General features: G+C 71.5%; 23 protein-coding genes. 10 read left to right on the top strand and 13 right to left on the bottom strand.

Features of this window, described 5'->3' with window-relative positions:
• Positions 1-141: 141 nt before the first annotated feature.
• The 5 genes from afsQ1 to M8J74_RS00290 all read left to right on the top strand — a co-directional run bounded on the left by afsQ1 (position 142) and on the right by M8J74_RS00290 (position 3,957).
• Positions 142-819 (top strand): two-component system response regulator AfsQ1, encoded by a 678-nt coding sequence (afsQ1, locus tag M8J74_RS00310; RefSeq protein WP_058923589.1) that lies wholly within the window; start codon positions 142-144, stop codon positions 817-819.
• A complete protein-coding gene (locus M8J74_RS00305; protein WP_249834451.1) occupies positions 816-2,393 on the top strand; it encodes an ATP-binding protein in 1,578 nt (525 codons plus the stop codon). The genes afsQ1 and M8J74_RS00305 overlap by 4 nt, the downstream gene beginning before the upstream one ends.
• The gene (locus tag M8J74_RS00300) at positions 2,390-3,013 is read left to right on the top strand and encodes a hypothetical protein (protein ID WP_249834450.1); all 624 of its coding nucleotides are present in this window, start codon (positions 2,390-2,392) and stop codon (positions 3,011-3,013) included. Before M8J74_RS00305 ends, M8J74_RS00300 begins: the two co-directional genes overlap by 4 nt.
• 93 nt (positions 3,014-3,106) lie before the next feature.
• Complete coding sequence (locus M8J74_RS00295) at positions 3,107-3,658, top strand: VanZ family protein (RefSeq protein ID WP_249834613.1); 552 nt, start codon at positions 3,107-3,109, stop codon at positions 3,656-3,658.
• A 95-nt stretch (positions 3,659-3,753) separates the two neighbouring features.
• Positions 3,754-3,957, top strand: a complete 204-nt coding sequence (locus tag M8J74_RS00290) for a PspC domain-containing protein (RefSeq protein ID WP_058923592.1) — start codon at positions 3,754-3,756, stop codon at positions 3,955-3,957.
• Positions 3,958-4,028: 71 nt separating this feature from the next.
• Here the strand turns inward: M8J74_RS00290 and M8J74_RS00285 are convergent, their stop codons facing one another.
• Positions 4,029-4,385, bottom strand: coding sequence for a hypothetical protein (locus tag M8J74_RS00285; protein WP_058923593.1), 357 nt, complete (start codon positions 4,383-4,385; stop codon positions 4,029-4,031).
• A 138-nt stretch (positions 4,386-4,523) separates the two neighbouring features.
• Complete coding sequence (locus tag M8J74_RS00280; protein WP_249834449.1) at positions 4,524-5,681, bottom strand: adenosine deaminase; 1,158 nt, start codon at positions 5,679-5,681, stop codon at positions 4,524-4,526.
• A 113-nt stretch (positions 5,682-5,794) separates the two neighbouring features.
• Here M8J74_RS00280 and M8J74_RS00275 point away from each other — a divergent pair, with 113 nt between their 5' ends.
• Positions 5,795-6,556: a prolyl oligopeptidase family serine peptidase gene (locus tag M8J74_RS00275; protein WP_249834448.1), complete on the top strand. Its 762-nt coding sequence runs from the start codon at positions 5,795-5,797 to the stop codon at positions 6,554-6,556.
• A gap of 7 nt (positions 6,557-6,563) precedes the next feature.
• Here M8J74_RS00275 and M8J74_RS00270 read toward each other — a convergent pair whose 3' ends face one another.
• Positions 6,564-7,514: a LysR family transcriptional regulator gene (locus tag M8J74_RS00270; protein WP_249834447.1), complete on the bottom strand. Its 951-nt coding sequence runs from the start codon at positions 7,512-7,514 to the stop codon at positions 6,564-6,566.
• 63 nt (positions 7,515-7,577) lie between these two features.
• Between M8J74_RS00270 and M8J74_RS00265 the strand changes: the two genes are divergently transcribed.
• The gene (locus tag M8J74_RS00265) at positions 7,578-8,858 is read left to right on the top strand and encodes an MFS transporter (RefSeq protein WP_249834446.1); all 1,281 of its coding nucleotides are present in this window, start codon (positions 7,578-7,580) and stop codon (positions 8,856-8,858) included.
• 150 nt (positions 8,859-9,008) lie between these two features.
• Positions 9,009-10,034, top strand: coding sequence for a sigma-70 family RNA polymerase sigma factor (locus tag M8J74_RS00260; protein WP_249834445.1), 1,026 nt, complete (start codon positions 9,009-9,011; stop codon positions 10,032-10,034).
• On the opposite strand, the gene M8J74_RS00255 is transcribed toward M8J74_RS00260, so the two are convergent.
• The gene (locus M8J74_RS00255) at positions 9,918-10,304 is read right to left on the bottom strand and encodes an STAS domain-containing protein (RefSeq protein ID WP_249834444.1); all 387 of its coding nucleotides are present in this window, start codon (positions 10,302-10,304) and stop codon (positions 9,918-9,920) included. The two genes, M8J74_RS00260 and M8J74_RS00255, sit on opposite strands and share 117 nt — an antisense overlap.
• A 155-nt stretch (positions 10,305-10,459) precedes the next feature.
• Between M8J74_RS00255 and M8J74_RS00250 the strand changes: the two genes are divergently transcribed.
• Positions 10,460-11,380, top strand: a complete 921-nt coding sequence (locus M8J74_RS00250) for an AEC family transporter (RefSeq protein WP_249834443.1) — start codon at positions 10,460-10,462, stop codon at positions 11,378-11,380.
• Positions 11,381-11,385: 5 nt separating this feature from the next.
• On the opposite strand, the gene M8J74_RS00245 is transcribed toward M8J74_RS00250, so the two are convergent.
• From M8J74_RS00245 to M8J74_RS00210, 8 genes are all read right to left on the bottom strand, one after another.
• Positions 11,386-11,979: a Uma2 family endonuclease gene (locus M8J74_RS00245; RefSeq protein WP_249834442.1), complete on the bottom strand. Its 594-nt coding sequence runs from the start codon at positions 11,977-11,979 to the stop codon at positions 11,386-11,388.
• Positions 11,980-12,073: 94 nt separating this feature from the next.
• On the bottom strand, positions 12,074-13,351 hold the full coding sequence (locus M8J74_RS00240) for a thymidine phosphorylase (protein ID WP_249834612.1): 1,278 nt from the start codon (positions 13,349-13,351) through the stop codon (positions 12,074-12,076).
• A gap of 79 nt (positions 13,352-13,430) precedes the next feature.
• Positions 13,431-13,832, bottom strand: a complete 402-nt coding sequence (locus tag M8J74_RS00235) for a cytidine deaminase (protein ID WP_079078003.1) — start codon at positions 13,830-13,832, stop codon at positions 13,431-13,433.
• Positions 13,829-15,115, bottom strand: a complete 1,287-nt coding sequence (locus M8J74_RS00230; protein ID WP_249834441.1) for an ABC transporter permease — start codon at positions 15,113-15,115, stop codon at positions 13,829-13,831. Before M8J74_RS00230 ends, M8J74_RS00235 begins: the two co-directional genes overlap by 4 nt.
• On the bottom strand, positions 15,115-16,242 hold the full coding sequence (locus tag M8J74_RS00225; protein WP_249834440.1) for an ABC transporter permease: 1,128 nt from the start codon (positions 16,240-16,242) through the stop codon (positions 15,115-15,117). Before M8J74_RS00225 ends, M8J74_RS00230 begins: the two co-directional genes overlap by 1 nt.
• On the bottom strand, positions 16,239-17,765 hold the full coding sequence (locus M8J74_RS00220; protein ID WP_249834611.1) for an ABC transporter ATP-binding protein: 1,527 nt from the start codon (positions 17,763-17,765) through the stop codon (positions 16,239-16,241). Before M8J74_RS00220 ends, M8J74_RS00225 begins: the two co-directional genes overlap by 4 nt.
• A 200-nt stretch (positions 17,766-17,965) precedes the next feature.
• The gene (locus M8J74_RS00215; protein WP_249834439.1) at positions 17,966-19,021 is read right to left on the bottom strand and encodes a BMP family lipoprotein; all 1,056 of its coding nucleotides are present in this window, start codon (positions 19,019-19,021) and stop codon (positions 17,966-17,968) included.
• A gap of 292 nt (positions 19,022-19,313) precedes the next feature.
• Positions 19,314-20,531, bottom strand: coding sequence for a M20 family metallopeptidase (locus M8J74_RS00210; RefSeq protein WP_249834610.1), 1,218 nt, complete (start codon positions 20,529-20,531; stop codon positions 19,314-19,316).
• Positions 20,532-20,869: 338 nt separating this feature from the next.
• Here M8J74_RS00210 and M8J74_RS00205 point away from each other — a divergent pair, with 338 nt between their 5' ends.
• The gene (locus tag M8J74_RS00205; protein ID WP_249834609.1) at positions 20,870-21,526 is read left to right on the top strand and encodes a class I SAM-dependent methyltransferase; all 657 of its coding nucleotides are present in this window, start codon (positions 20,870-20,872) and stop codon (positions 21,524-21,526) included.
• Between the two features lie 56 nt (positions 21,527-21,582).
• On the opposite strand, the gene M8J74_RS00200 is transcribed toward M8J74_RS00205, so the two are convergent.
• The gene (locus M8J74_RS00200) at positions 21,583-22,650 is read right to left on the bottom strand and encodes a hypothetical protein (protein ID WP_249834438.1); all 1,068 of its coding nucleotides are present in this window, start codon (positions 22,648-22,650) and stop codon (positions 21,583-21,585) included.
• Positions 22,651-22,694 lie beyond the last annotated feature (44 nt).

The following is a 22,694-nucleotide window of genomic DNA, read 5'->3' as shown; positions in this document are numbered from 1 at the left end:
GGCCGTGTCCGCCGACTGTCACAGACCTGTCACAGGGGCCGGTCGCAGGGAAGACACGGCAGGGTCACAGAGAGAAGCGGTAGGCGCATGCATCGTTCCAGGTGTCGTACCGGACCCCCTCCATGGGCCAGAATGACCCCCGTGCCTTCCCTGTTGCTGATCGAGGACGACGACGCCATCCGTACGGCCCTGGAGCTCTCACTGACGCGCCAGGGTCACCGGGTGGCCACCGCTGCCACCGGTGAGGACGGCCTGAAGCTGCTGCGCGAGCAGCGGCCGGACCTGATCGTGCTGGACGTGATGCTGCCCGGCATCGACGGTTTCGAGGTGTGCCGGCGCATCCGGCGCACCGACCAGCTGCCGATCATCCTGCTGACCGCGCGCAGCGACGACATCGACGTGGTGGTGGGCCTGGAGTCCGGCGCCGACGACTATGTCGTCAAACCGGTCCAGGGCCGGGTGCTGGACGCCCGGATCCGGGCCGTGCTGCGGCGCGGCGAGCGGGAGGCGAGCGACTCGGCGACGTTCGGCAGCCTCGTGATCGACCGTGCCGCGATGACGGTCACGAAGAACGGCGAGGACCTGCAGCTGACCCCGACGGAGCTCAGGCTGCTGCTGGAGCTGAGCCGGCGGCCGGGGCAGGCGCTGTCGCGGCAGCAGTTGCTGCGCCTGGTCTGGGAGCACGACTACCTCGGTGACTCCCGGCTGGTGGACGCCTGCGTGCAGCGGCTGCGCGCCAAAGTCGAGGACGTGCCGTCGTCCCCGACGCTGATCCGTACCGTGCGCGGCGTGGGCTACCGGCTGGACTCGCCTCAGTGACCGAAGCGCAAGGGGGGGTTCGCGGCTGGGCCGCGACTCGCAAGGGACATCTGTCACGGCTGCGGTTCACCAGTCTGCGCCTGCGTCTGGTCGTCGTGTTCGGGCTGGTCGCGCTCACCGCGGCCGTCTCCGCGTCGGGAATCGCGTACTGGCTCAACCGCGAGGCCGTGCTCACCCGTACCCAGGACGCCGTGCTCGGCGACTTCAAGCAGGCGATGCAGAACCGGGCGGGCACTCTGCTCCCGCATCCCACGCAGGACGAACTGCAGCGCACGGCGGGCCAGATGGCCAACAGCAGCCAGCGCTTCAGCGTGCTGCTCGTCGCCCGGGACGCCGACGGCAAGACGGTGTACGGCAGTTCGGGCGCCCTGGACGGCTTCTCGCTGCGGGACGTGCCCGCGTCGCTGCGGGCGGCCGTGAACAAGCGGCAGAAGGTCGACTCCGGCAACAAGTACGCCTACCACCTGTACTGGCAGCGGGTCACCGACCACGGCACGCCGTATCTGGTGGCCGGCACGAAGGTGATCGACGGCGGGGTGACCGGCTACATGCTGAAGTCGCTGGAGCCGGAGGCCAAGGACCTCAACTCGCTGGCCTGGTCGCTGGGCATCGCCACCGGTCTCGCGCTGGTCGGCTCGGCGCTGCTCGCGCAGGCCGCCGCGTCGACGGTGCTCAAGCCCGTGCAGCGGCTGGGGGTCGCCGCGCGCCGGCTCGGCGAGGGCCGGCTGGACACCCGGCTCAGGGTGTCGGGCACGGACGAACTGGCCGATCTGTCACGGACGTTCAACGACGCGGCCGAGGCGCTGGAGAAACGGGTCGACGACATGGCCGCGCGGGACGAGGCGTCCCGGCGGTTCGTCGCCGACATGAGCCATGAACTCCGTACCCCGCTCACCGCGATCACCGCCGTGACGGAGATCCTGGAGGAGGAGCTGGAGGCGGAGTCCGGGTCCATAGACCCGATGATCGAGCCCGCCGTACGGCTCGTCGTCAGCGAGACCCGGCGGCTCAACGACCTCGTCGAGAACCTGATGGAGGTCACCCGCTTCGACGCGGGGACGGCGAAGCTGGTCCTGGACGACGTGGACGTCGCCGACCAGATCACCGCCTGCATCGACGCCCGCGCCTGGCTGGACGCCGTCGACCTGGACGCGGAGCGCGGCATCCACGCCCGTCTGGACCCGCGCCGCCTGGACGTGATCCTCGCCAACCTCATCGGCAACGCGCTCAAGCACGGCGGCTCGCCGGTACGGGTCTCGGTGCGGGCCTCGGACGCGAAGGACGGGGAGGGCGCCGAGGTGGTGATCGCCGTGCGCGACCACGGACCCGGCATCCCGGAGGACGTCCTGCCGCACGTCTTCGACCGCTTCTACAAGGCCAGCGCCTCCCGCCCGCGCTCCGACGGCAGTGGACTCGGCCTGTCCATCGCCATGGAGAACGCCCACATCCACGGCGGCACGATCACCGCCGCGAACTCGCCCGAAGGCGGGGCGGTGTTCACCCTGCGCCTGCCGCGCGACGTGTCGGCGCTGACGGAGGGCGCCGACCGCGAGGCCGAGAAGGGGGACGCGTGAGGGACGTACGACGCCGGCCGAAGGCGTGGTTCCTGCCCGCGCTGCCCGTCCTCGCCGGGCTGCTCGCCGGCTGCGGCATCCGCTCCACCCAGGTCCCTACGGACTTCGGCGCCGCCCCCTCGCAGGTCACCTGTTCCCTGGCCCAGCCGGACGTCTCGGCGCAGGCCTCGCGGGGCCTGCCCGTGCAGGTGTTCCTGCTGTGCGGCTCGTCGCTGGTGGCCGTCGACCGGACGGTGCGGGTGCCGGACGGCACGGCGGACTCGCAGCGGCGCGTCCTGGTGGCGCAGGGGCTGCTCGACCAGCTGGCGGCGACGCCGTCGGCCGTCGAGAAGGGCGCCGGTTACACCACGGCCGTGCGCGGCGGCATGACGGTCGGCGGCCCGCGTGCCGGCGATCCCGACGACGCGCTGCGGCTGAGCACCGCGCCGGCCGACCTGACCTCGTACGCCCTCGCACAGGTCGTGTGCACCTTCTCCGACTCGGCGGCGGCCGAGGGCGACGGCTCGGTGATCCTCGGCGGCCCCGGGCGCGGGCCGCTGCGCCGCTACGAGTGCACCGACGAGGTCCGCTCCCGCCCGGGCAGCGAGCAACCGCCGTCGAGTCAGGTCACGGGCGGCTGAACCGCCCCCGAACCCCGGGTGTGGCACAGGCCTCACGGGGGTACGTCCGGGCGGGGCGGAACCGATCCCGCCGGGTGGCGCGTCTTGGGCAGCGTGCAGCGTCAAGGCTCCATCGGCGGCAGCGCCGCGATCCGCATCCGTGTGACAGGAGGTGTCCTCCTCGTCGCACACCTCGCGCTCGTCGCCTGGCTCACGCTGCGACCGCTGGACGTGCCCTGGGTGACGCCGCCGAACGTGCGCCCGCTCGCCGGCATCCGGGCCGATCTGCTGCTGGGCTGGCAGGTGGCGGCCCGCCGGATCGCCGAGGGCCTGGCCCTGCTCGCCCCGCTGGGGGTGCTGCTTCCGGCGGCCCACGGCAGGCTGCACTCCTCGCCGCTCGGCTCCCTGGTCCGCACGACCGCCGCGGGCGCCCTGGTCTCGCTGGGCATCCTGCTGCTGCAGACGGGGGTCCCGGGCCGCGTCCCGGACGTCGACTCCCTGCTCCTCAACACGCTCGGGGTGGCCCTGGCCCACCTCGCCGTCGTCCCGGCCGCGCGTGTGCGGCTGCGCCGCAGGTCGGAGCGGGACGACCGGGCGGCCGTCCACCAGGAGGAGGCGGCTCAGGGTCGGACCCCGACGTTTCCCAGGGTCGGGATCGCACCGTAGAGCGACGCTTCGCCCCCCTTCGTGCCCGTAGCGTGGAAGGCAGATGAGGAAGCCGCCAAGGGCCTCCTCCACCGACGCTCACGAAGGAGCCGCAGATGTCCGCCCTCGTCCGCCCCACCCATGGCCGCATGATCGGCGGAGTGTGCGCCGGTCTGGCTCGGCGCTTCGGCACCTCCGCGACCACGATGCGGGTGATCTTCCTGGTGTCGTGCCTGCTGCCGGGCCCTCAGTTCCTGCTCTACATAGCCCTGTGGATCCTGTTGCCCTCGGAGGACAAGGCGGCCCGCACCGCCTGGTGACACCGTCCGCGCGTACGCCGATGGGGCGCACCCCGTGTCCAGGGGGTGCGCCCCATCGGCGCGTGCGGGGGTCAGCCCAGCGGGAGGCCGTTCACCGGCAGGCCGTGCGTGGGCAGGCCCTGGGCCAGCGGCAGACCGCCGAGCAGACCGGCGACGGGCCCGGTCGGACCGTGGGCGAGCATCTGCGCCGCGACCGGCTGCACGGCGGCCAGACCGGCCTCGGCCGCGTCCTTGCCGTGCGTCGCCGTGTCACCGGCACCCGGCACCGCGTGGGAGAGGTTCTCCGCCGGGAGCGCCTTGGTGACGTTGTCCAGCGCCCCGGTGGCGTTCGGGAGCCCCGGGGCCGCGGTCGCGGCACCCGCGCCCACGGCGGCGAAGGCGGCACCCAGGGCGGCGACACCGAGGGTCTTGACAGCAGACTGCTTCATGGAATGCGTCCTCGAAATGGGGTTACGGGGATGTGAGCGGTCCCCGAACGTAAACACGCGGACGCTGCCGCCGCAAACATCGAAATGCGGACGGATTGTGAATACCCGTCCGCATTCCGCTCCCCCGAAATCGCCAGTTCAGCCCTTCGACTCCACAGAACCGCTGGTGGAGGCGGTCTGCTGGAACAGCCATTCGGACTTCAGCTCCGCATATCCGGGCTTGACGACGTCATTGATCATGGCCAGTCGTTCATCGAAAGGAATGAACGCTGATTTCATCGCATTGACGGAGAACCACTGCATGTCGTCGAGCGTGTAACCGAATGCGTCGACAAGGTGCTCGAATTCCCGGCTCATGCTGGTGCCGGACATCAGCCGGTTGTCCGTGTTCACGGTGGCCCGGAAGTGCAGCCGGCGCAGCAGCCCGATGGGGTGCTCGGCGTACGAGGAGGCGGCGCCCGTCTGCAGGTTGGAGCTGGGGCACAGCTCCAGCGGGACGCGCTTGTCCCGGACGTAGGAGGCGAGCCGCCCGAGCTTGACCGAGCCGTCGGCCTGCACCTGGATGTCGTCGATGATGCGCACCCCGTGCCCCAGCCGGTCGGCGCCGCACCACTGCAGGGCCTGCCAGATGGAGGGCAGCCCGAAGGCCTCGCCGGCGTGGATGGTGAAGTGGTTGTTCTCGCGCTTGAGGTACTCGAAGGCGTCGAGGTGCCGGGTGGGCGGGTAGCCCGCCTCGGCGCCCGCGATGTCGAAGCCGACGACGCCCAGGTCCCGGAAGCGGTTGGCGAGTTCGGCGATCTCCAGGGCGCGGGCGGCGTGCCGCATGGCGGTGAGCAGGGCGCCGACGCGGATGCGGTGGCCGTTCTGCCGGGCGATCCGCTCGCCCTCCCGGAAGCCCTCGTTGACCGCCTCGACGACCTCTTCGAGGCTCAGTCCGCCCTCGAGGTGCTGCTCCGGCGCGTACCGCACCTCCGCGTAGACGACGCCGTCCTCGGCGAGGTCCTCGGCGCACTCGCGCGCGACCCGGACGAGGGCGTCGCGGGTCTGCATGACGCCGACCGTGTGGGAGAAGGTCTCCAGGTACCGCTCCAGCGAACCGGAGTCGGCCGCCTCGCGGAACCAGAGGCCGAGCTTGCCGGGGTCGGTCTCCGGGAGGCGTGTGTAGCCCGTGCTGTGGGCGAGTTCGACGATCGTCCCCGGGCGGAGGCCGCCGTCGAGGTGGTCGTGCAGCAGAACCTTCGGCGCCCGGCGGATCTGGTCCGGCGTCGGGGTGTTCGACATGGTCTGGCTCGTCATTTCCGCACTCTACCTCCTACGCGCGTAGACGGCGCGGTGTACAAGTTCGTCGATACGTAACGGTGACCGCACCGACGGGTCATGTACACCCTCGCTTCTGACACTGTTCTGTCATGGCACACCAAGCGACGCCGGTACGAATGGCCCGGCTGGGGAGGGCGATCGGTCCGGAGCCGACGGCGGTGAGCGCAGTGGTGCTGCTGCTCCCCGGCGGCGACGAGGAGTCCGACCGCAGACCGTCCCCCGTGCTGGCGGCCGCCTCCGTGCGGGCACTGGGCCGCAGGCTGGCCCGCGCCGGCCGGGAGGACGGGCTGGTCACGCATGTCGTCCACTACCGCTACAAGGGCTGGAACGGCAGCGAGGCCCATCTGGCACGGGACGCGTCCTGGGGCGTGGAGGAGGTCGTACGGCGGTACGGGGACGTCCCCGTCTGTCTCGTCGGCTTCGACATGGGCGGCCGGGCGGCGCTGCGCGCGGGCGGGCACGAGGCCGTCAACTCCGTGGTGGCGATCGCGCCCTGGCTGCCGGAGGAGGACGTGGCGGCGTCCCCTGAACCGGTGAAGCAGCTGGTGGGCCGGCGGGTGCTGATCGTGCACGGCACGAACGACGAACGCACCGATCCGGAGCTGTCGTTCCGGCTGGCGGCCCGGGCGAAGAAGGCGAACCGGGAGGTGTGCCGGTTCGAAGTGCACGCCGACGGCCACGGGTTGCACCAGTACCGGCGTGAAGTGCACGCGCTCACCGAGGACTTCGTGATGGGGGCGCTGTTCGGCAAGGCGCTGTCGAGGCCGGTCGAGGACGCGCTGGCGGCTCCGCCTCCGCTGGGCCTGCGGATGCCGCTGGCCGCCGGGTTCGGCAAGTCGCTGCGCCGCTGACGGCCGCTCAGGGCAGCAGACTCCCCCTGCGCGAGAGCAGGAACTTCTTGAAGGCGGCCACCGGGGGCGTGTCCGGATGGCCGTCGAGCCAGGCCACGCCGATCTCCCTGGCCGCCCGCGGGGCCGTGACCGTCAGCTCGACGACGCCCGGGCGGGGGAAGGCCGGCGGCGGGAGGAGGGCCACGCCCAGGCCCGCGGCCACCAGGCCCCGTAGCGTCTCCGCCTCCTCGCCCTCGAAGGCGACTCGGGGCCTGAAGCCCGCCTCCTGGCACAGGTCGTCCGTGATGCGGCGCAGGCCGTAGCCGGGTTCCAGGGTGACGAAGGCCTCCTCGGCGGCCTCCGCCAGACGGACGCGCCGGCGCGCGGCCAGCCGGTGGTCGAGGGGGACGACGAGGCGGAGTTTCTGCTCGTCCAGGCGGCGGGCGACGAGGTCGGGGGCGTCGGGGACCGGGGAGGTGAGGCAGAGGTCGAGCTCCCCCGCGCGCAGTTTCTCCAGCATGGCCTCGCCGTAGTTCTGCACCAGGCTGAAGCGGACCCGGGGGTGGTCGAGGCGGAAGGCATGGATGAGGGCGGGGACGGTCTCCGCGCCCATCGTGTGCAGGAAGCCGAAGGCGACCTTGCCGGAGGCGGGGTCGGCGTCGGCGCGGACCTCGTCGGCGGCGCGCTCGATCTCGGTGAGGGCGCGTTCGACGTGGCTGAGGAAGGTGCGGCCGGCCGGGGTGAGGGAGACCGTGCGGCCGCGGCGGGCGAACAGGTCGACGCCCAGGTCCTGCTCCAGGCGCGCCATGGCGCGCGACAGGGTGGACTGGGGCACCTGGAGTTCCTGCGCGGCGCGGGTGACGTGTTCGGTGCGGGCGACGCCGGCGAAGTGGGCGAGGCGCGGGGCCAGCACCATCGTCATGTCTTCTGTGTCACTGGTCGGTGACAGGCGGGGCTGTGAGCTCGGGTCATGCACCATGGGAACGATTATGGCGATTCCATGCATTGGACGGATGAGCGGGGGCGTACGTAGCTTCGAGGCATGTCTCCCGCCAGTACCGGGGCGTCCAGCGTCATGGGCGCCGTCACGACCGTTTCCGCCTCCGAAACCGACTCCCGTATGGCCCCGGGCGGCCCGGGGTATCGCCGGATGAGCTTCGCGCTCTTCCTCGCGGGCGTCGCGACCTTCGCGCTGCTGTACTCCACGCAGGCCCTGCTGCCGCTGATCTCCGGCGAGTTCGGGGTGGCGGCGAGCGAGGCGAGCTGGACGGTCGCGGCGGCCACCGGCGGGCTGGCGCTGTTCGTGCTGCCGATGAGCGCGCTGTCGGAGCGGTTCGGCCGCCGGACGGTGATGACCGCCTCGCTGGCGGTGGCGGTGTCGGTGGGACTGCTGGTGCCGTTCGCGCCCTCGCTGGGCGTGCTGGTGGTGCTGCGGGCCCTGCAGGGCGCCGCGCTGGCCGGTCTGCCGGCGTCGGCGACGGCCTATCTCGCCGAGGAGGTCCGGCCCAAGGCGCTGGTCACGGCGATCGGGCTGTTCGTGGCGGGCAACAGCGTCGGCGGGATGAGCGGCCGGGTCATCACCGGATGGGTCGCGCAGGTGTGGGGCTGGCGGGTGGCCGTCGGTGTCATCGGGGTGATCGCGGTGGCCTGCGCGGTGGCGTTCCGGCTGCTGCTGCCCGAGCCGCGGCACTTCGCGGCCGGTTCGCTGCGGCCGCGGGTCCTGGCCCGGACGGTCCGTGACCACCTGGCCGACCCGCTGCTGCGCCGGCTGTACGCGATCGGCGCGCTGTTCATGACGGTGTTCGGCGGGGTGTACACGGTGATCGGCTACCGCCTGACCGAGGCGCCCTTCTCCCTCCCCCAGGGCATCGTCGGCTCGATCTTCCTCGTCTACCTGGTGGGCACGGTGTCCGCGTCCACGGCCGGCCGGCTGGTGGGCCGCCTGGGCCGCCGCGGGGCGCTGTACCTCGCGGGCGGTACGACGGCGGGCGGCCTGCTGCTGACGCTGGCCGGCTCCCTGGTGCCGGTCCTGCTGGGTCTGGTGCTGATCACGGCCGGGTTCTTCGCGGGCCACGCGGTGGCCTCGTCGGCGGTCAGCAAGACGGCCACGACCGGCCGGGCGCAGGCCTCGGCCCTCTACCAGTCGGCGTACTACATCGGCTCCAGCGCGGGCAGCACGGTCGGCGCGACGGCCTTCCACTCCGGCGGCTGGGCCGGGACGGTGGCCGTCGGACTGCTGGCGGTGCTGGGCGTCGTGACGATCACGGTGCTCGGATCGCGCGCGGCACGGGTCGCGACGCGGCGGCCGGTCACGGCGCACTGAGCCCCGCCGTCGGCACCCCGGCCTGAACCCGCGACACCGCGCCGACCTGCGCCTTCGGCCGCTCCGGGCGCCATTGTCAGTGCCCTGCGCTAGCTTCGGACGTGCTGGGTGCGAAGACGCGCGACAGAAATGCCACAGGGGTGGGTGGACATGAGCGACGGTACGGCGACGACGACCGCGGATCTGGACGTCAGGCTGGAGAAGCACCGCGTCGAACTGACCGGGTACTGCTACCGCATGCTCGGCTCCTCCTTCGAGGCCGAGGACGCGGTGCAGGACACGATGGTCCGCGCCTGGCGCAGCTACGAGAAGTTCGAGGGCCGCTCCAGCCTGCGCTCGTGGCTGTACCGCATCGCGACGAACGTCTGCCTGGACATGCTGACCGCCGGCAACAAGCGCGCCAGGCCGATGGACCTCGGCGAGTCCACCCCGCTCGCCCAGGCCGCCCTCTCCCCCCGCCCCGACAACACCTGGCTCGAGCCGATGCCGGACAACCGCGTGCTGCCCACGACGGACGACCCGGCGGAGGCGGCCGTCGCCAAGGAGTCGGTGCGGCTCGCCTTCATGGCGGCCCTGCAGCAGCTGCCGGCCAAGCAGCGCGCGGTGCTCATCCTGCGCGAGGTGCTGGCCTGGAGGGCGAGCGAGGTCGCCGAGCTGCTGGAGACGTCGGTGGCGTCGGTCAACAGCGCGTTGCAGCGGGCCCGGGCCACGCTGGCCGAGCGCGAGAAGGCCGACAAGGCGGCCGGGGCGGCCGTGTCCGACCCGCTGGACGAGGAGCAGCAGAAGCTGCTGGAGCGCTATGTCGCCGCCTTCGAGGGGTACGACATGACGGCTCTGACGGCCCTGCTGCACGAGGACGCCGTCATGACGATGCCGCCGTTCGACCTGTGGCTGACGGGCCACGACGACATCACCGGCTTCATGACGACCCTGGGCTCCGCCTGCGAGGGTTCCCGGCTTCTGCCGGTGCGGGTCAACGGCCTGCCGGGATTCGCCCAGTACAAGCCGGACCCGGAGACCGGCGGCTACGCGCCGTGGGCGGTGCAGGTGCTGGAGATCTCAGAGGGCCGGCTCACCGGGTTCCACTTCTTCCTCGACACCAAGCGGTGGTTCCCGCTCTTCGACCTGCCCCTCCATCTCGAGGCCGAGCCCGACCAGAGCGAGCAGGGCGCGTAGGGAGGGCGCCGGGTCGCGCAGCCGGATCCGTCCCCCGGCCCGCCGGGCGGCGAGCTGCAGCCGCGCCAGCAGGTCGACGGCGCCGAGGCCCGGCGGCCCGATCCCGGCGACGTCGACCACGACGACGCCGGCGTTCGTGGACGCCAGCAGCGCCCGCACGTCGTCGCACAGCCCCGCCGCCTCGTCACGGGTGACGGGGCCGGGCAGCACCAGCAGAGCAGGCTTGATGGCGTTCACGAGCGGTAGACCGGGCGGGCGGGCGGAACTCATCGCGGCGGGCCGCCTACGAGGCGTGTCCGCCGTTCAGGATCACATTGACCCGCCGCCCCGTCGCCCCAGAGGGTTGGGTGTATGCCGCACCGATCAGCACCGCCCCGGAGAACCGACGGCCCGCGTCCCGCCGAGGGCCTCGTGAAGGAGCCGCCGTGCAGGGCGTGTTGACGGGCTTCGCGGTGATCGCGGTCGTCATCGGCGTCGGATACGTCATCGGACGCGGCGGCCTCCTCGGGGAGCACGGCCGCGAGGTCCTGACGAAGCTGGCGTTCCATGTGGCGTCCCCGGCGCTGCTGTTCACCACCCTCGCCCGCGCCGACCTCTCGGTGATCTTCTCCAGCCGGCTGCTGGTGACGGCCATGAGCACGGCAGCGGCGGCGGGCGTGTTCGTCGCGGTGGGCGCCGCGCGGGACTGGGGCGTGGGCCGCACCACGATCGGCGCCCTGTGCTCCAGTTACGTCAACTCCGGCAACCTCGGCATCCCGATCGCGGTGTACGTCCTGGGCGACGCCTCACTGGTCGCGCCGGTCCTGCTCTTCCAGCTCATCGGGGTCACCCCGGTCGCCCTGACGATCCTCGACCTGTCCGGCAAGGGCGAGAAGGGCCCGCTGTGGCTGCGGCTGCTGACGCCGCTGCGCAATCCGATCGCGGTGGGCTCGCTGGCCGGGGTGGCGGTGTCGGCGCTCGGGGTACGGGTCCCGGCCCCCGTCATGGACCCGCTGACCCTGATCGGCAACATGTCGGTCCCGGCGGTCCTGCTGGCCTTCGGCATCTCCCTGTGCGGCAGCACGATGCCGGGGCGGGGCGCCGACCGGGGGGCGGTGTTCCTGTCCGTGGCCCTCAAGTCGGTGGGCCAGCCGACGGTGGCCTGGGCGCTGGCGACCGGCGTCTTCGGCCTCCGGGGCCATCAACTCCTCGACGTGGTGGTGACGTCGGCCCTCCCGGCCGCCCAGAACCTGTACACGTACGCGAGCCGGTACCGGGTGGCGGAGGGCTTGGCCCGGGACTCGATCCTGCTGTCCACGGCGCTGTCGGTGCCGGTGCTGGTGGCGGTGGCGACGCTGCTGGGGTGACGCCGTCACTTCAACGGGAAGATGCCGGTGTCCAGGACCAGCTTGAACGGTGCGGGCAGCGTCAGCTCCTCGCCGTATTCCACCGAAGCGAGCACTCGGTAGGTGCCGCTCTGCGGTTCTCCGTAGAGCGTCGCCGTGGGACGCCCCGACTGCCAGGCGTCCAGCAGGAGGTAGAGGGGCACGCCGGCGACGGCGTAGCCGTGCGCCTTCTTGATGCGGTCGTGGTTCGCGTTGCTCTTGGAGGTGACCTCCACGACGAGTTCGGCCTCCCCCGCGTGCACGCGCGTGCCGCGGCGCAGAGCGGCCCTCGGCACCACACACAGGTCCGGCATGAACAGGCCTCCCGTCTCGGGGCATGCGAGGCCGAGGGTCTGATAGATCCCCCAGTCGCTGCCAGGAGGCCGTGCGCCGTACAGGAGCTCGTGAAGCAGCTCAGCGGTGTCGTTGTGCTCTTCGGAAGGCGGAGGCGACACGGTGACGATCCCTTCGATGATCTCCACCTTGCTGCCCTCGGGAGCGTCCGTCTCCTCCCGGACACGGACGAGCTCGTCCCAGTCCGTGCCCCCAGGGGAGCCGGACTCGGCGGCGAGTGCGCTCATGGCGGTCTCCAATCGGTCGTCACCGATCCCAGCATGCCGAACGGGACCGGTGGGGGTCCACCGGTCCCGTTCACCCGAATGAGGAAACCCCTGGTCAGGCGATACGTTCCAGCACCACCGGTGACGCCGGGAAGGCCGTGCCCGGTGCCCCGATGTCGTAGGAACCCTCGACCGCCTGCAGGGCGTACTCGAAGCGTTCGGGGGTGTCGGTGTGGAGGGTGAGGAGGGGCTGGCCCTCAGTGATCGTGTCGCCGGGCTTGGCGTGCATCTCGATGCCCGCGCCCGCCTGCACCGGGTCCTCCTTGCGGGCCCGGCCCGCGCCCAGGCGCCAGGCGGCGACGCCGATGTCGTAGGCGTCGAGGCGGGTGAGGACGCCGGTCGACGGGGCCTTGATCACGTGCTGCTCCTTGGACGTGGGCAGCGCCGCGTCCGGGTCGCCGCCCTGGGCCGCGATCATCCGGCGCCAGACGTCCATCGCGGAGCCGTCGGCCAGGGCCTTCGCCGGGTCGGCGTCGCGGACGCCGGCCGCGTCCAGCATCTCGCGGGCCAGGGCGATCGTCAGTTCCACGACGTCCGCCGGGCCGCCGCCCGCCAGGACCTCGACCGACTCGCGGACCTCCAGCGCGTTGCCCGCGGTCAGGCCGAGCGGGGTGGACATGTCGGTGAGGAGGGCGACCGTCTTCACGCCGTGGTCGGTGCCGAGGCCCACCATGGTGGACGCCAGCTCGCGCGCGTCCTCGATGGTCTTCATGAAGGCGCCGGTGCCGACCTTCACGTCCAGGACCAGGGAGCCGGTGCCCTCCGCGATCTTCTTCGACATGATCGAGGAGGCGATCAGCGGGATCGCCTCGACCGTGCCGGTGACGTCCCGCAGGGCGTAGAGCTTCTTGTCCGCGGGGGCCAGGCCGTCGCCCGCCGCGCAGATCACCGCGCCGGTGGTGTCGAGGACGTGCAGCATCTCCTCGTTGGACAGCAGCGCGCGCCAGCCCGGGATCGACTCCAGCTTGTCCAGGGTGCCGCCGGTGTGGCCGAGGCCCCGGCCCGACAGCTGCGGCACGGCGGCGCCGCACGCGGCGACCAGGGGGGCCAGCGGCAGCGTGATCTTGTCGCCGACGCCGCCCGTGGAGTGCTTGTCGGCCGTCGGGCGGGACAGGGACGAGAAGTCCATGCGCTCGCCGGAGGCGATCATCGCGGCGGTCCAGCGGGCGATCTCGCGGCGGTTCATGCCGTTGAGGAGGATGGCCATGGCGAGCGCGGACATCTGCTCGTCGGCGACCTCCCCGCGGGTGTACGCGTCGATGACCCAGTCGATCTGCTCGTCGCTGAGCTCACCGCGGTCCCGCTTGGTGCGGATGACGGAGATGGCGTCCATGGCCATGGCGTGCGGTCCTTCCGTGGTTCAGGAAGTGTGCGGCCCCTTCGAGAGTCGACTCGAAGGGGCCGTACGGGAGTTACTTGGTGAGATGGTCCGGGCCGAAGGCCTGGGGCAGCATCTCGGAGAGCGGGAGGATTCCCGCCGGGGTCTCGAGGAGCAGGTCGGGGCCCCCGAATTCGTACAGCAGCTGGCGGCAGCGGCCGCACGGGACCAGGATCTCGCCCCGGCCGTCCACGCACGTGAAGTGCGTCAGCCGGCCGCCGCCGGTGCGCTGCAGCTGCGAGACCAGCCCGCACTCGGCGCACAGTCCCAGACCGTAGCTGGCGTTCTCCACGTTGCAGCCGGAGACCGTGCGGCCGTCGTCGACCAGGGCGGCGACGCCGACCGGGTAGCCCGAGTAGGGGGCGTACGCCTGGGTCATGGCCTCGCGGGCCAGCTCGCGCAGCGCCTCCCAGTCGACGTCGGCCGGCCGGGTCACTTGCCCTGGCCCTTGCGGTAGCGCATGCCGTCGGCCTTGGGCATCCTCAGGCGCTGCGCGGACAGCGACAGCACGAGGAGGGTGACGACGTACGGGGTGGCGCCCACGAAGTCGCTCGGGACCTCGTCGGTGACCAGGTACCACAGCAGGACGAGCGCGCCCACCATGAGGCTGATCCCGCCCTGCCAGTGGTTCCTCTTGTACAGCTTCCAGCCGGCCATCGCCACGAGCAGCACGACCAGCAGGAGCAGCAGGGCGTGCACGGTCTGGCCGCCGTTGCGCAGCTGGAGCGCGTCGGAGTAGCCGAACAGGCCGGCACCCATGGCGAGGCCGCCGGGCCGCCAGTTGCCGAAGATCATGGCGGCGAGACCGATGTAACCGCGGCCGCCGGTCTGGCCCTCCAGGTAGATGTGCGAGGTGACCAGGGCGAGGAACGCGCCGCCGAGGCCTGCCAGACCGCCGGAGACGGCGACGGCCACGTACTTGTACTTGTAGACGTTGACGCCGAGGGACTCCGCCGCGATCGGGTTCTCGCCGCAGGAGCGCAGACGCAGCCCGAACGGGGTGCGCCACAGCAGCCACCAGCTGGCGACGAACAGCACGAAGGCCAGGATGGTGATCACCGACAGGTTGGTGACCAGACCGCCGAGGATGCCCGCGAGGTCGGAGATCAGGAACCAGTGGTGGTTCTCGACGGAGCTCAGGGCGTCGGACAGGCCCGGGATGTCGAAGTTGGGCAGCGAGTCCACCGGCGGGGACTGCTTGGGGTTGCCGCCCGCGTCGGCCGCCTTGCCGTCGGTGAAGAACAGCTTGGCGAGGTACTGGGTGGTGCCCAGCGCGAGCAGGTTGATCGCGACACCGGAGACGATGTGGTCCACGCCGAAGGTGACGGTGGCGACGGCGTGCAGCAGTCCGCCCAGGACGCCGAAGCCGATGCCGCACAGCAGGCCGAGCCAGGGGTTGGACTGCCAGCCGATCCAGCCGGCGCCGAAGGTGCCGAGGATCATCATGCCCTCGAGGCCGATGTTGACCACGCCGGAGCGCTCGGACCACAGGCCCGCGAGACCGGCGAGGCCGATCGGCACGGCGAGGCTGAGCGCGGCGCTGACCTGGCCGTCGGAGGTGAGCTGGTTGGCGCCGGTGATGGCGCGGACCGCGGCCACGAGGAGCAGCGCGCCCGCGACGATCATGAGGATCTGGCCGAGCGGGCGGCCCGAGCGGGTGCCCGCGCTGTCGGCCTTGGGGGCCGCGGGCGGCGGCGTGTCGGTCATCGTGGCAGTCATCACGCCACCTCCTGCTTCTGGGTCGGGGCGGCGGCCTGCGCGGCGAGCTCGGCGCCGACCCGCTGCTGCTGGCGCTTGAGGCCGTAACGCCGTACGACCTCGTAGGCGATGACGACGCACAGGACGATGACGCCCTGGATGACGCCGAGGATTTCCTTGTCGTAGCCCTGGAACTCCAGGTGGTTGGTGGTGCGCTCCAGGAAGCCCCACAGCAGGGCGCCGAGCGCGATGCCGATCGGGTTGTTGCGGCCGAGCAGGGCGATGGCGATACCGGTGAAGCCGATGCCCGTCGGGAAGTCGTTGCTGAACTGGTGGCTGTCGTTGAGCAGGGTCGGCATGCCGATCAGGCCGGCGATGGCGCCGGAGATGAGCATGCTGGTGGCGATCATCTTCTTGACGGACACACCGCTCGCGGCGGCCGCGCTCTCGGACTGGCCGACGGTGCGCAGGTCGAAGCCGAAGCGGGTGCGGCCGAGCACGAACCAGTACGCGACGCCGACGGCCACGGCGATGAAGATGAAGCCCCACAGCTCGCCGGCCGCGCCGGTGTCGATCTGGAAGAAGTAGGCGTCCTTCGCCAGCGGCTTGGTGGAGACGACCGTGCCGCCGCTCTGCAGTTCGGCGAGCTTCCCGGGCTGCAGCAGGTAGGCGATGATCGCGGTGGCGATCGCGTTGAGCATGATCGTCGAGATGACCTCGCTGACGCCGCGGGTCACCTTCAGCACGCCGGCGATGCCCGCCCAGACGGCGCCGGTGGCCATGGCGCACAGGATGATCAGGATGATCGAGAGCCAGCCGGGCGTGGTCAGCGCGCCGCCGAGGACGGCGGCGAAGAACGCGGCGATGCGGTACTGGCCGTCGACACCGATGTTGAACAGGTTCATCCGGAAGCCGATGGCCACCGCGACACCCGCCAGGTAGTACGTCGTCGCCTTGTTGAGGATGTAGACCTGGCTGTCGCTGGCGGTGCCGTAGGTCAGCATGTCGCTGAAGGCGGCGCCGGGGTTCTTGCCGGTGGCGAGGATCACCAGGGTGGTGACGACGATCGCGGCGACGATCGCCAGCAGCGGGGCCGCGATGCCGAGGAGCAGCCGCTCCTTGTCGATGCGTTGGGTCAGCTTCTTCATCGGGCGTCGTCCTCTGTGTGCTCCAGGTGGCCGGTGGCCGCACCCGTCATGGCGGAGCCCAGCTCCTCGGGGGTGATGGTGGCGGGGTCGGCGTCGGCGACCAGCCGGCCGCGGTACATCACCCGCAGGGTGTCGGACAGGCCGATGAGCTCGTCCAGGTCGGCGGAGATCAGCAGCACGGCCAGGCCCTCGCGGCGGGCCTCGCGGATGTGGTCCCAGATCGCGGCCTGCGCGCCGACGTCCACGCCCCGGGTGGGGTGGGCGGCGATCAGCAGCTTGGGCGCGTGGCTCATCTCGCGGCCGACGATCAGCTTCTGCTGGTTGCCGCCGGAGAGGGAGGCGGCGGTGACGTCGATGCCGGGGGTGCGGACGTCGTACGCCTCGATGATGCGCTCGGTGTCGCTGCGGGCGGCCTTGATGTCGAGGAGCTGGCCGCGGGAGTTGGGCCGCTCGGTGACGTGGCCGAGGATGCGGTTCTCCCACAGCGGGGCCTCGAGGAGCAGGCCGTGGCGGTGGCGGTCCTCGGGGATGTAGCCGACGCCGGCCTCGCGGCGGTGGCGGGTGGGCACGTGGGAGATGTCGGTGCCGTCGAGGGCGATGGTGCCCGCGTTCAGCGCGCGGATGCCCATGATGGCCTCGACCAGCTCGGACTGGCCGTTGCCCTCCACGCCGGCGATGCCGAGGACCTCGCCCTTGTGGATGGTGAAGGAGATGTCGTCGAGGATGATGCGCTCGACGCCGTCGAGGTCGGTCTGGGCCAGGCGCAGGCCGTCGACCTCGAGCAGCGCGAGGTCGGTGACCGTGGACTCCTCGGTCTCCGGGGTGGGCAGTTCGCTGCCGACCATCAGCTCGGCGAGCTGCTTGGTGGTGGTGCCTTCCGGCTGCACCGTGCCGACGGTGGTGCCGCGGCGGATGACGGTGATCTCGTCGGCCACGGACAGGACTTCGCCCAGCTTGTGGGAGATGAAGATGACGGTGAGGCCCTCGGCCTTGAGCTCGCGCAGGTTGTCGAAGAGGGCTTCGACCTCCTGCGGGACCAGGACGGCGGTGGGCTCGTCGAGGATGAGGGTCTTCGCGCCGCGGTAGAGGACCTTGAGGATCTCCACGCGCTGGCGGTCGGCGACGCCGAGCTCCTCCAGCAGCACGTCCGGGCGGACGTTCAGGCCGTACGCGTCCGAGATCTCCTTGATCTTCGCGCGGGCCTTGGCGCCGATGCCGTACAGCTTCTCCGCGCCGAGGACCACGTTCTCCAGGACGGTGAGGTTGTCGGCGAGCATGAAGTGCTGGTGGACCATGCCGATGCCGCGGGCGATGGCGTCGGCGGGGTTGTGGAAGACGACCGTCTCGCCGTTCACGGTGATGGTGCCCTCGTCGGCCTGCTGCATGCCGTAGAGGATCTTCATCAGGGTGGACTTCCCGGCGCCGTTCTCACCGCACAGGGCGTGGACGGTTCCGGTGCGGACGGTGATGTCGATGTCCTTGTTGGCGACGACGCCGGGGAATCGCTTGGTGATGCCGCGCAGTTCGACGGCAGCGGGAGGGCTGGACGCGTTGATGGCGCACTCTCCTCGGGGAAAGGGGCTGCGTAGGAGGGGGCAGGCGTCGGCGACGCTAGCGCGGCAACTCCGAGCTACACGCGTAGAGTTGACACATTGTTATGGCTCGGCGAGGGGGTTGACAAGGGCCCCTTCGCCGAGCCGGGGGTCAGGCGGGAACCGTCGGGTCAGCTGGTCTTGACCTTGACGGTGCCGTCGACGATCTTCTTCTTGGCAGCGTCCAGCTGGGACTTGATGTCGTCGATGTAGCCACCGCTGGTGGCCAGGCCGACACCGCCCTTGGCGAGCGAGTAGATCTGGTTGCCCGTCAGGGGCTTGCCGTCGTGCACGGACTTGATGAAGTCGTACACGCCGACGTCGACGTTCTTGACCATGGAGGTCAGGATCGACGTCTTGTACGCGGCCAGACCCGGGATGTTGTACTGGTCGGAGTCCACGCCGATGGCCCAGGCGCCCTTGACGCCGTGGACGGCCTCGATCGCGCCGTTGCCGGAGGAGCCGGCCGCGGTGTAGATCACGTCGGCGCCGTTGTCGAGCATGCCGGACGCGGCCTCCTTGCCCTTGTCGGGGCTGGAGAAGCCGGACAGGTCCGAACCGTGGGTCAGGTACTGGACGTCGACCTTCGCCTTGGCGTTGGTGTCCTTGACGCCCTGGACGTAACCCGCGGCGAACTTCTTGATCAGCGGGGTGTCGACGCCGCCGATGAAGCCCACGTGGTTCTTCTTGGTCTTCAGCGCCGCGGCGACACCGGCGAGGTAGGAACCCTGCTCCTCGGTGAAGGTGATGCTGTCGACGTTCTTGGCGGTCGCGACCGAGTCGATCAGACCGAAGCTGACCTTCGGGTACTTCGCGGCGACCTTGTCCACCGAGGTGGCGTAGGAGAAGCCGACGGCGACGATCGGGTTGTAGCCCGCGTCCGCCAGGTCGGTCAGCCGCTGCTCACGGTCGGCCTCGGTGTCGGAGGTCTTCGCGGTCAGCTCCTTGATGGAACCGCCGAACTCCTTCTCGGCCTTGTCGGCACCGCGCGCGGCGGAGTCGTTGAAGGAACGGTCACCACGGCCGCCGACGTCGTACGCGAGGCCGATCTTGATGCCCTTGCCGCTGCCGCCGGAGGACGAGGGCGAGCTGCTGTTGTCGGAGGAGGTGCTGCCACAGGCAGTGGCAGTCAGTGCGAGAGCTGCGGTCGCGATACACGCAGCGGAAAGCTTTGCTACCCGGCGCACGGGAAGGCTCCTTCACCTGACCTGAGCGCCTCGTCGGCGCTTGATGTGAGCACCATGCCAGTGCTCGGGCCCGGACGCCCCTGCGGCGTCGGCTTCGCGGCATCGTAACGCGCGTAGATGTCAGAAAAACACCCCTTCCTAAGCCGTTATCGATTCGAGGCAAACAGCGCCTGAACTCGGGGTCTGCGGGCCTCACACGCCCCGGTTTCGATGTGCGCACGATTGGCTTACAACCGTGTTGCGTCGGAAGGCCGAACGGCCCTCCGAGGAGGGCCGTTCGGGGAAGTTCAGCTCACTGGGCCGCGTCGAGCAGGGCCGCCGCGGTGAACAGCTCGACGCCCACCGTGATCGCCGACTCGTCGACGTCGAAGTCGCCCTGGTGCAGGTCACGCACCGTGCGCTCGCCGGGCGGGCGGACGCCGAGGCGGGCCATGGCGCCGGGGACGTGCTCCAGGTACCAGGAGAAGTCCTCGCCGCCCAGGCTCTGCTCGGTGCCCTCCACGGACAGGGCGCCGCGGCGGGCGGTCTGCGCGTCGCGCAGCAGCTCGGTGACGTCCGGGTCGTTGACGACCGGCGGGACGCCGCGGACGTAGTTGATCTCCGACTTGGCGCCGTGCAGGTTGGCGACCTCGTCGATGGCCGCGACGACGAGGTCCGGGGCCTGCCGCCAGGTGTCCAGGTCGAGGCAGCGCACGGTGCCGGAGAGCTCGGCGTGCTGCGGGATGACGTTCGGGGCGTGCCCGGACTCGATACGGCCCCAGGTCACGGCCAGGCCGCTGCGGCTGTCCACGCGGCGGCCGACCAGTGCGGGCACGTCGGTGGCGACGCGGGCGGCGGCGGTGACCAGGTCGGTGGTCAGGTGGGGGCGGGCGGTGTGGCCGCCGGGGCCGTCGAGCGCGACCTCGAGGCGGTCGCAGGCGGAGGTGATGGCGCCCTCCCGCAGGCCGATCCGCCCGGCGTCGACCCGGGGGTCGCAGTGCACGGCGAGGATCCGGCCCACCCCGTCCAGGACGCCGTACTCGATGGCGTCGGCGGCGCCGCCGGGCAGCACCTCCTCGGCCGGCTGGAACAGCAGGCGCACCGGCCGCGGCAGCCGGCCCCGGCGGTGCAGGTCCGCCATGACGAGGCCGGCGCCCAGCACCACGGTGGTGTGCACGTCGTGCCCGCAGGCGTGCGCCCGGTCGGGCACGGTGGAGCGGTAGGCGCACTCGCTCTTGGTGTCCGGGATGGGCAGCGCGTCGATGTCGGCGCGCAGGGCGAGCATGGGCCGGCCGCCGTCCCACTCCCCGATGTCACAGACCAGCCCGGTCCCCCCGGCGAGCACCCGGGGCTTCAGGCCCGCCCGCTCCAGCCGCTCCTTGATCGCCGCGGTGGTGCGGAACTCCTGGTTGCCGAGCTCCGGGTGCATGTGCAGGTCGCGGCGGAAGGCGACGAGTTCGGCACGCAGCGCCTCGGGGAGCGTGCCGGGCAGGGCTTCGCCGGGCAGATCGTTTTCGGACTCCGGTGACATCAGTTGCTTCACCCTCTGCAGGGTAGGACGCCGAGGGGGCCGACCGCCCTCGATCTACAAAACTTCAGCCCGTCAGGCGAAGAAAAATCGGCCGCTCGACGCATGGGTGGGAGTGGAGATGGGTAGACCTGTCTTTTCTCTACGGATACCACGCCCCGCCCCGCGCCGGTGGTTCTGTTTCATCTTTCGGACCGTGCGGCACGGCCGCCGCCCCACCGGCAGCCTGCCCGGGGCCGCTGGTGGGGCGATGGAGTTCCAGGGGGTGTCGCCGGAGCCTTCCGGCGGTTTCACCCGGCGGTCCCACGGGCCCGGGTAGGGTCCGCCCCGTGACTTCCGAGATGACGGGTACCCCGGATTTCCTGCACGCCACGCAGACGTCGTACGACGCGATCGCCCGCCCTTACACCGAGCGGTTCGCCGACTGGCTGGGCGACAAGCCGCTGGACAGAGCGCTGGTGACGTCCTTCGCGGAGCTGGTGCGGGCGAACGGCGCGGCGCCCGTCGCCGACGTCGGCAGCGGCCCGGGGCATGTCACCGCGCGACTGCACGCGCTCGGCCTCGCGGTGTTCGGGGTGGACCTCTCGCCCCGGATGGTGGCGCTGGCCCGCGAGGCGCATCCCGGGCTGCGCTTCCACGTCGGGTCGATGACCTCGCTGGACCTGCCGGACGCGACCCTGGGCGGGGTGCTCGCCCTCTACTCGATCATCCACGTGCCGGACGAGCACCTGCCGACGGCCTTCGCCGAGTTCCACCGCGTCCTGGTGCCCGGCGGGCACGTCCTGCTCGGCTTCCAGAGCGGCGACGAGGACGACCGGATGCGGCTGACGGAGCGATTCGGCCGGGAGATATCGCTCGACTACCACTTCCGGGCACCGGCCGGCGTGGCGGACCTGCTGGTCAAGGCCGGACTGCGGGTGGAAGCGCGGGTGCTGCGCGAGCCACTGGAGGAGGAGAAGCGACCACGGGCGTACCTGCTGGCACGGAAGGCCGACTGAGCGCGGACTGACGGCCTGCCGGCCGGGTAGCACGGTCAGCCTCCCGGGCCGGAGGGTCAGCCGAGGGCTGTCACCGTTTGCAGGCGGGTTACGTCTCGGGCTGTGCCGGTCACTCCTGAGAGGAAGCCCTGGGCTCGGGGGGAGGCGTGGTCGGTCAGCCAGGCGGGGTCGATGTCGCAGACGGCGACGCGGACCTCGGTGCCGGCCAGGGCCAGGGGCAGGGTGTGGACGACGGTCGAGGGAAAACTGAGGATCGTACGGCCGATCGGGCCACGCCGGGCGATCAGCTCCAGCGGCAGGTCGGGCCGGACTATCTCCAGGCCCGTCTCGACCGCGAGCCGGTGCAGCTTCTCGGTGCTCTCGCGGCGGTGGGCGAAGTAGCGGGTGGCGCCGTGGGCCTTGGCCAGGGTGCGGACGGCGTCCAGGTAGCGCTCGGCGTCGACGACGCCGGTCTCCACCAGCGAGGTGCCCACCATGTCGGCGCCCCTGGTGATCCGCGGCGGGCCGAAGCGGAAGCGGGTCCAGGCGAAGTCGTTGGCGTGGACGGTGACGCCCGCCGGGGTCTCGTCCACCGGCATGGAGGAGAAGATCTCCACCTGGCGCCCGGCGGTGGGGGTGAGGCGGCGCCGGGCCCGGGCGGAGACCGGCGCGAAGACCAGGTCCCGGGCGCCGGGGCGGCCGCCCTTGCGGTGCCAGCGCACGAGCCGCTCGCCGCGGGCCAGCTGGGCGACGAACTCCATGGTCGCCGTGCCGTCGTCGACGACGACCAGATGACGGGCCCGGGTGATGGTCAGCAGGAGCTGTACGTAACGGGAGAAGGGGTCGCCCAGGACGACCCGTCGGGCACGGCGCAGCAGGCCGGTCAGGCCGCCGACGGTCTGGAAGGGCGCCGCGGGGCCACCCCGGGCCTCCTCCCAGCGGACGGTGTGGCCCTCCTCGCGGGCGAGTTCGGCCATGCGGCGCAGCTGGCCGCGGGTCATCGGGTCGGTCGGGGCCAGGACGACGAGGGCGAGCTCCGCGTCGGGCGCGTGGGCGTGCGCCCACTCCAGCACGTTCAGGAGCTGTACCGGACTCTCGACGAACGCGAGGGTGTGGGGGCCGGTCTTCCCGGCGCGGGGGCTCATCGACGACGACCGTCCCGTCGTAGGGCGCTGATGAGGCGCTGGAC

The sequence above is a fragment of the Streptomyces panaciradicis genome, from assembly GCF_023516615.1.
In the GTDB taxonomy this organism is placed as follows: Bacteria; Actinomycetota; Actinomycetes; order Streptomycetales; family Streptomycetaceae; genus Streptomyces; species Streptomyces panaciradicis.
Note: the sequence above shows the minus strand (reverse complement) of the source record. Positions and strands in the feature narration are given on the sequence as shown.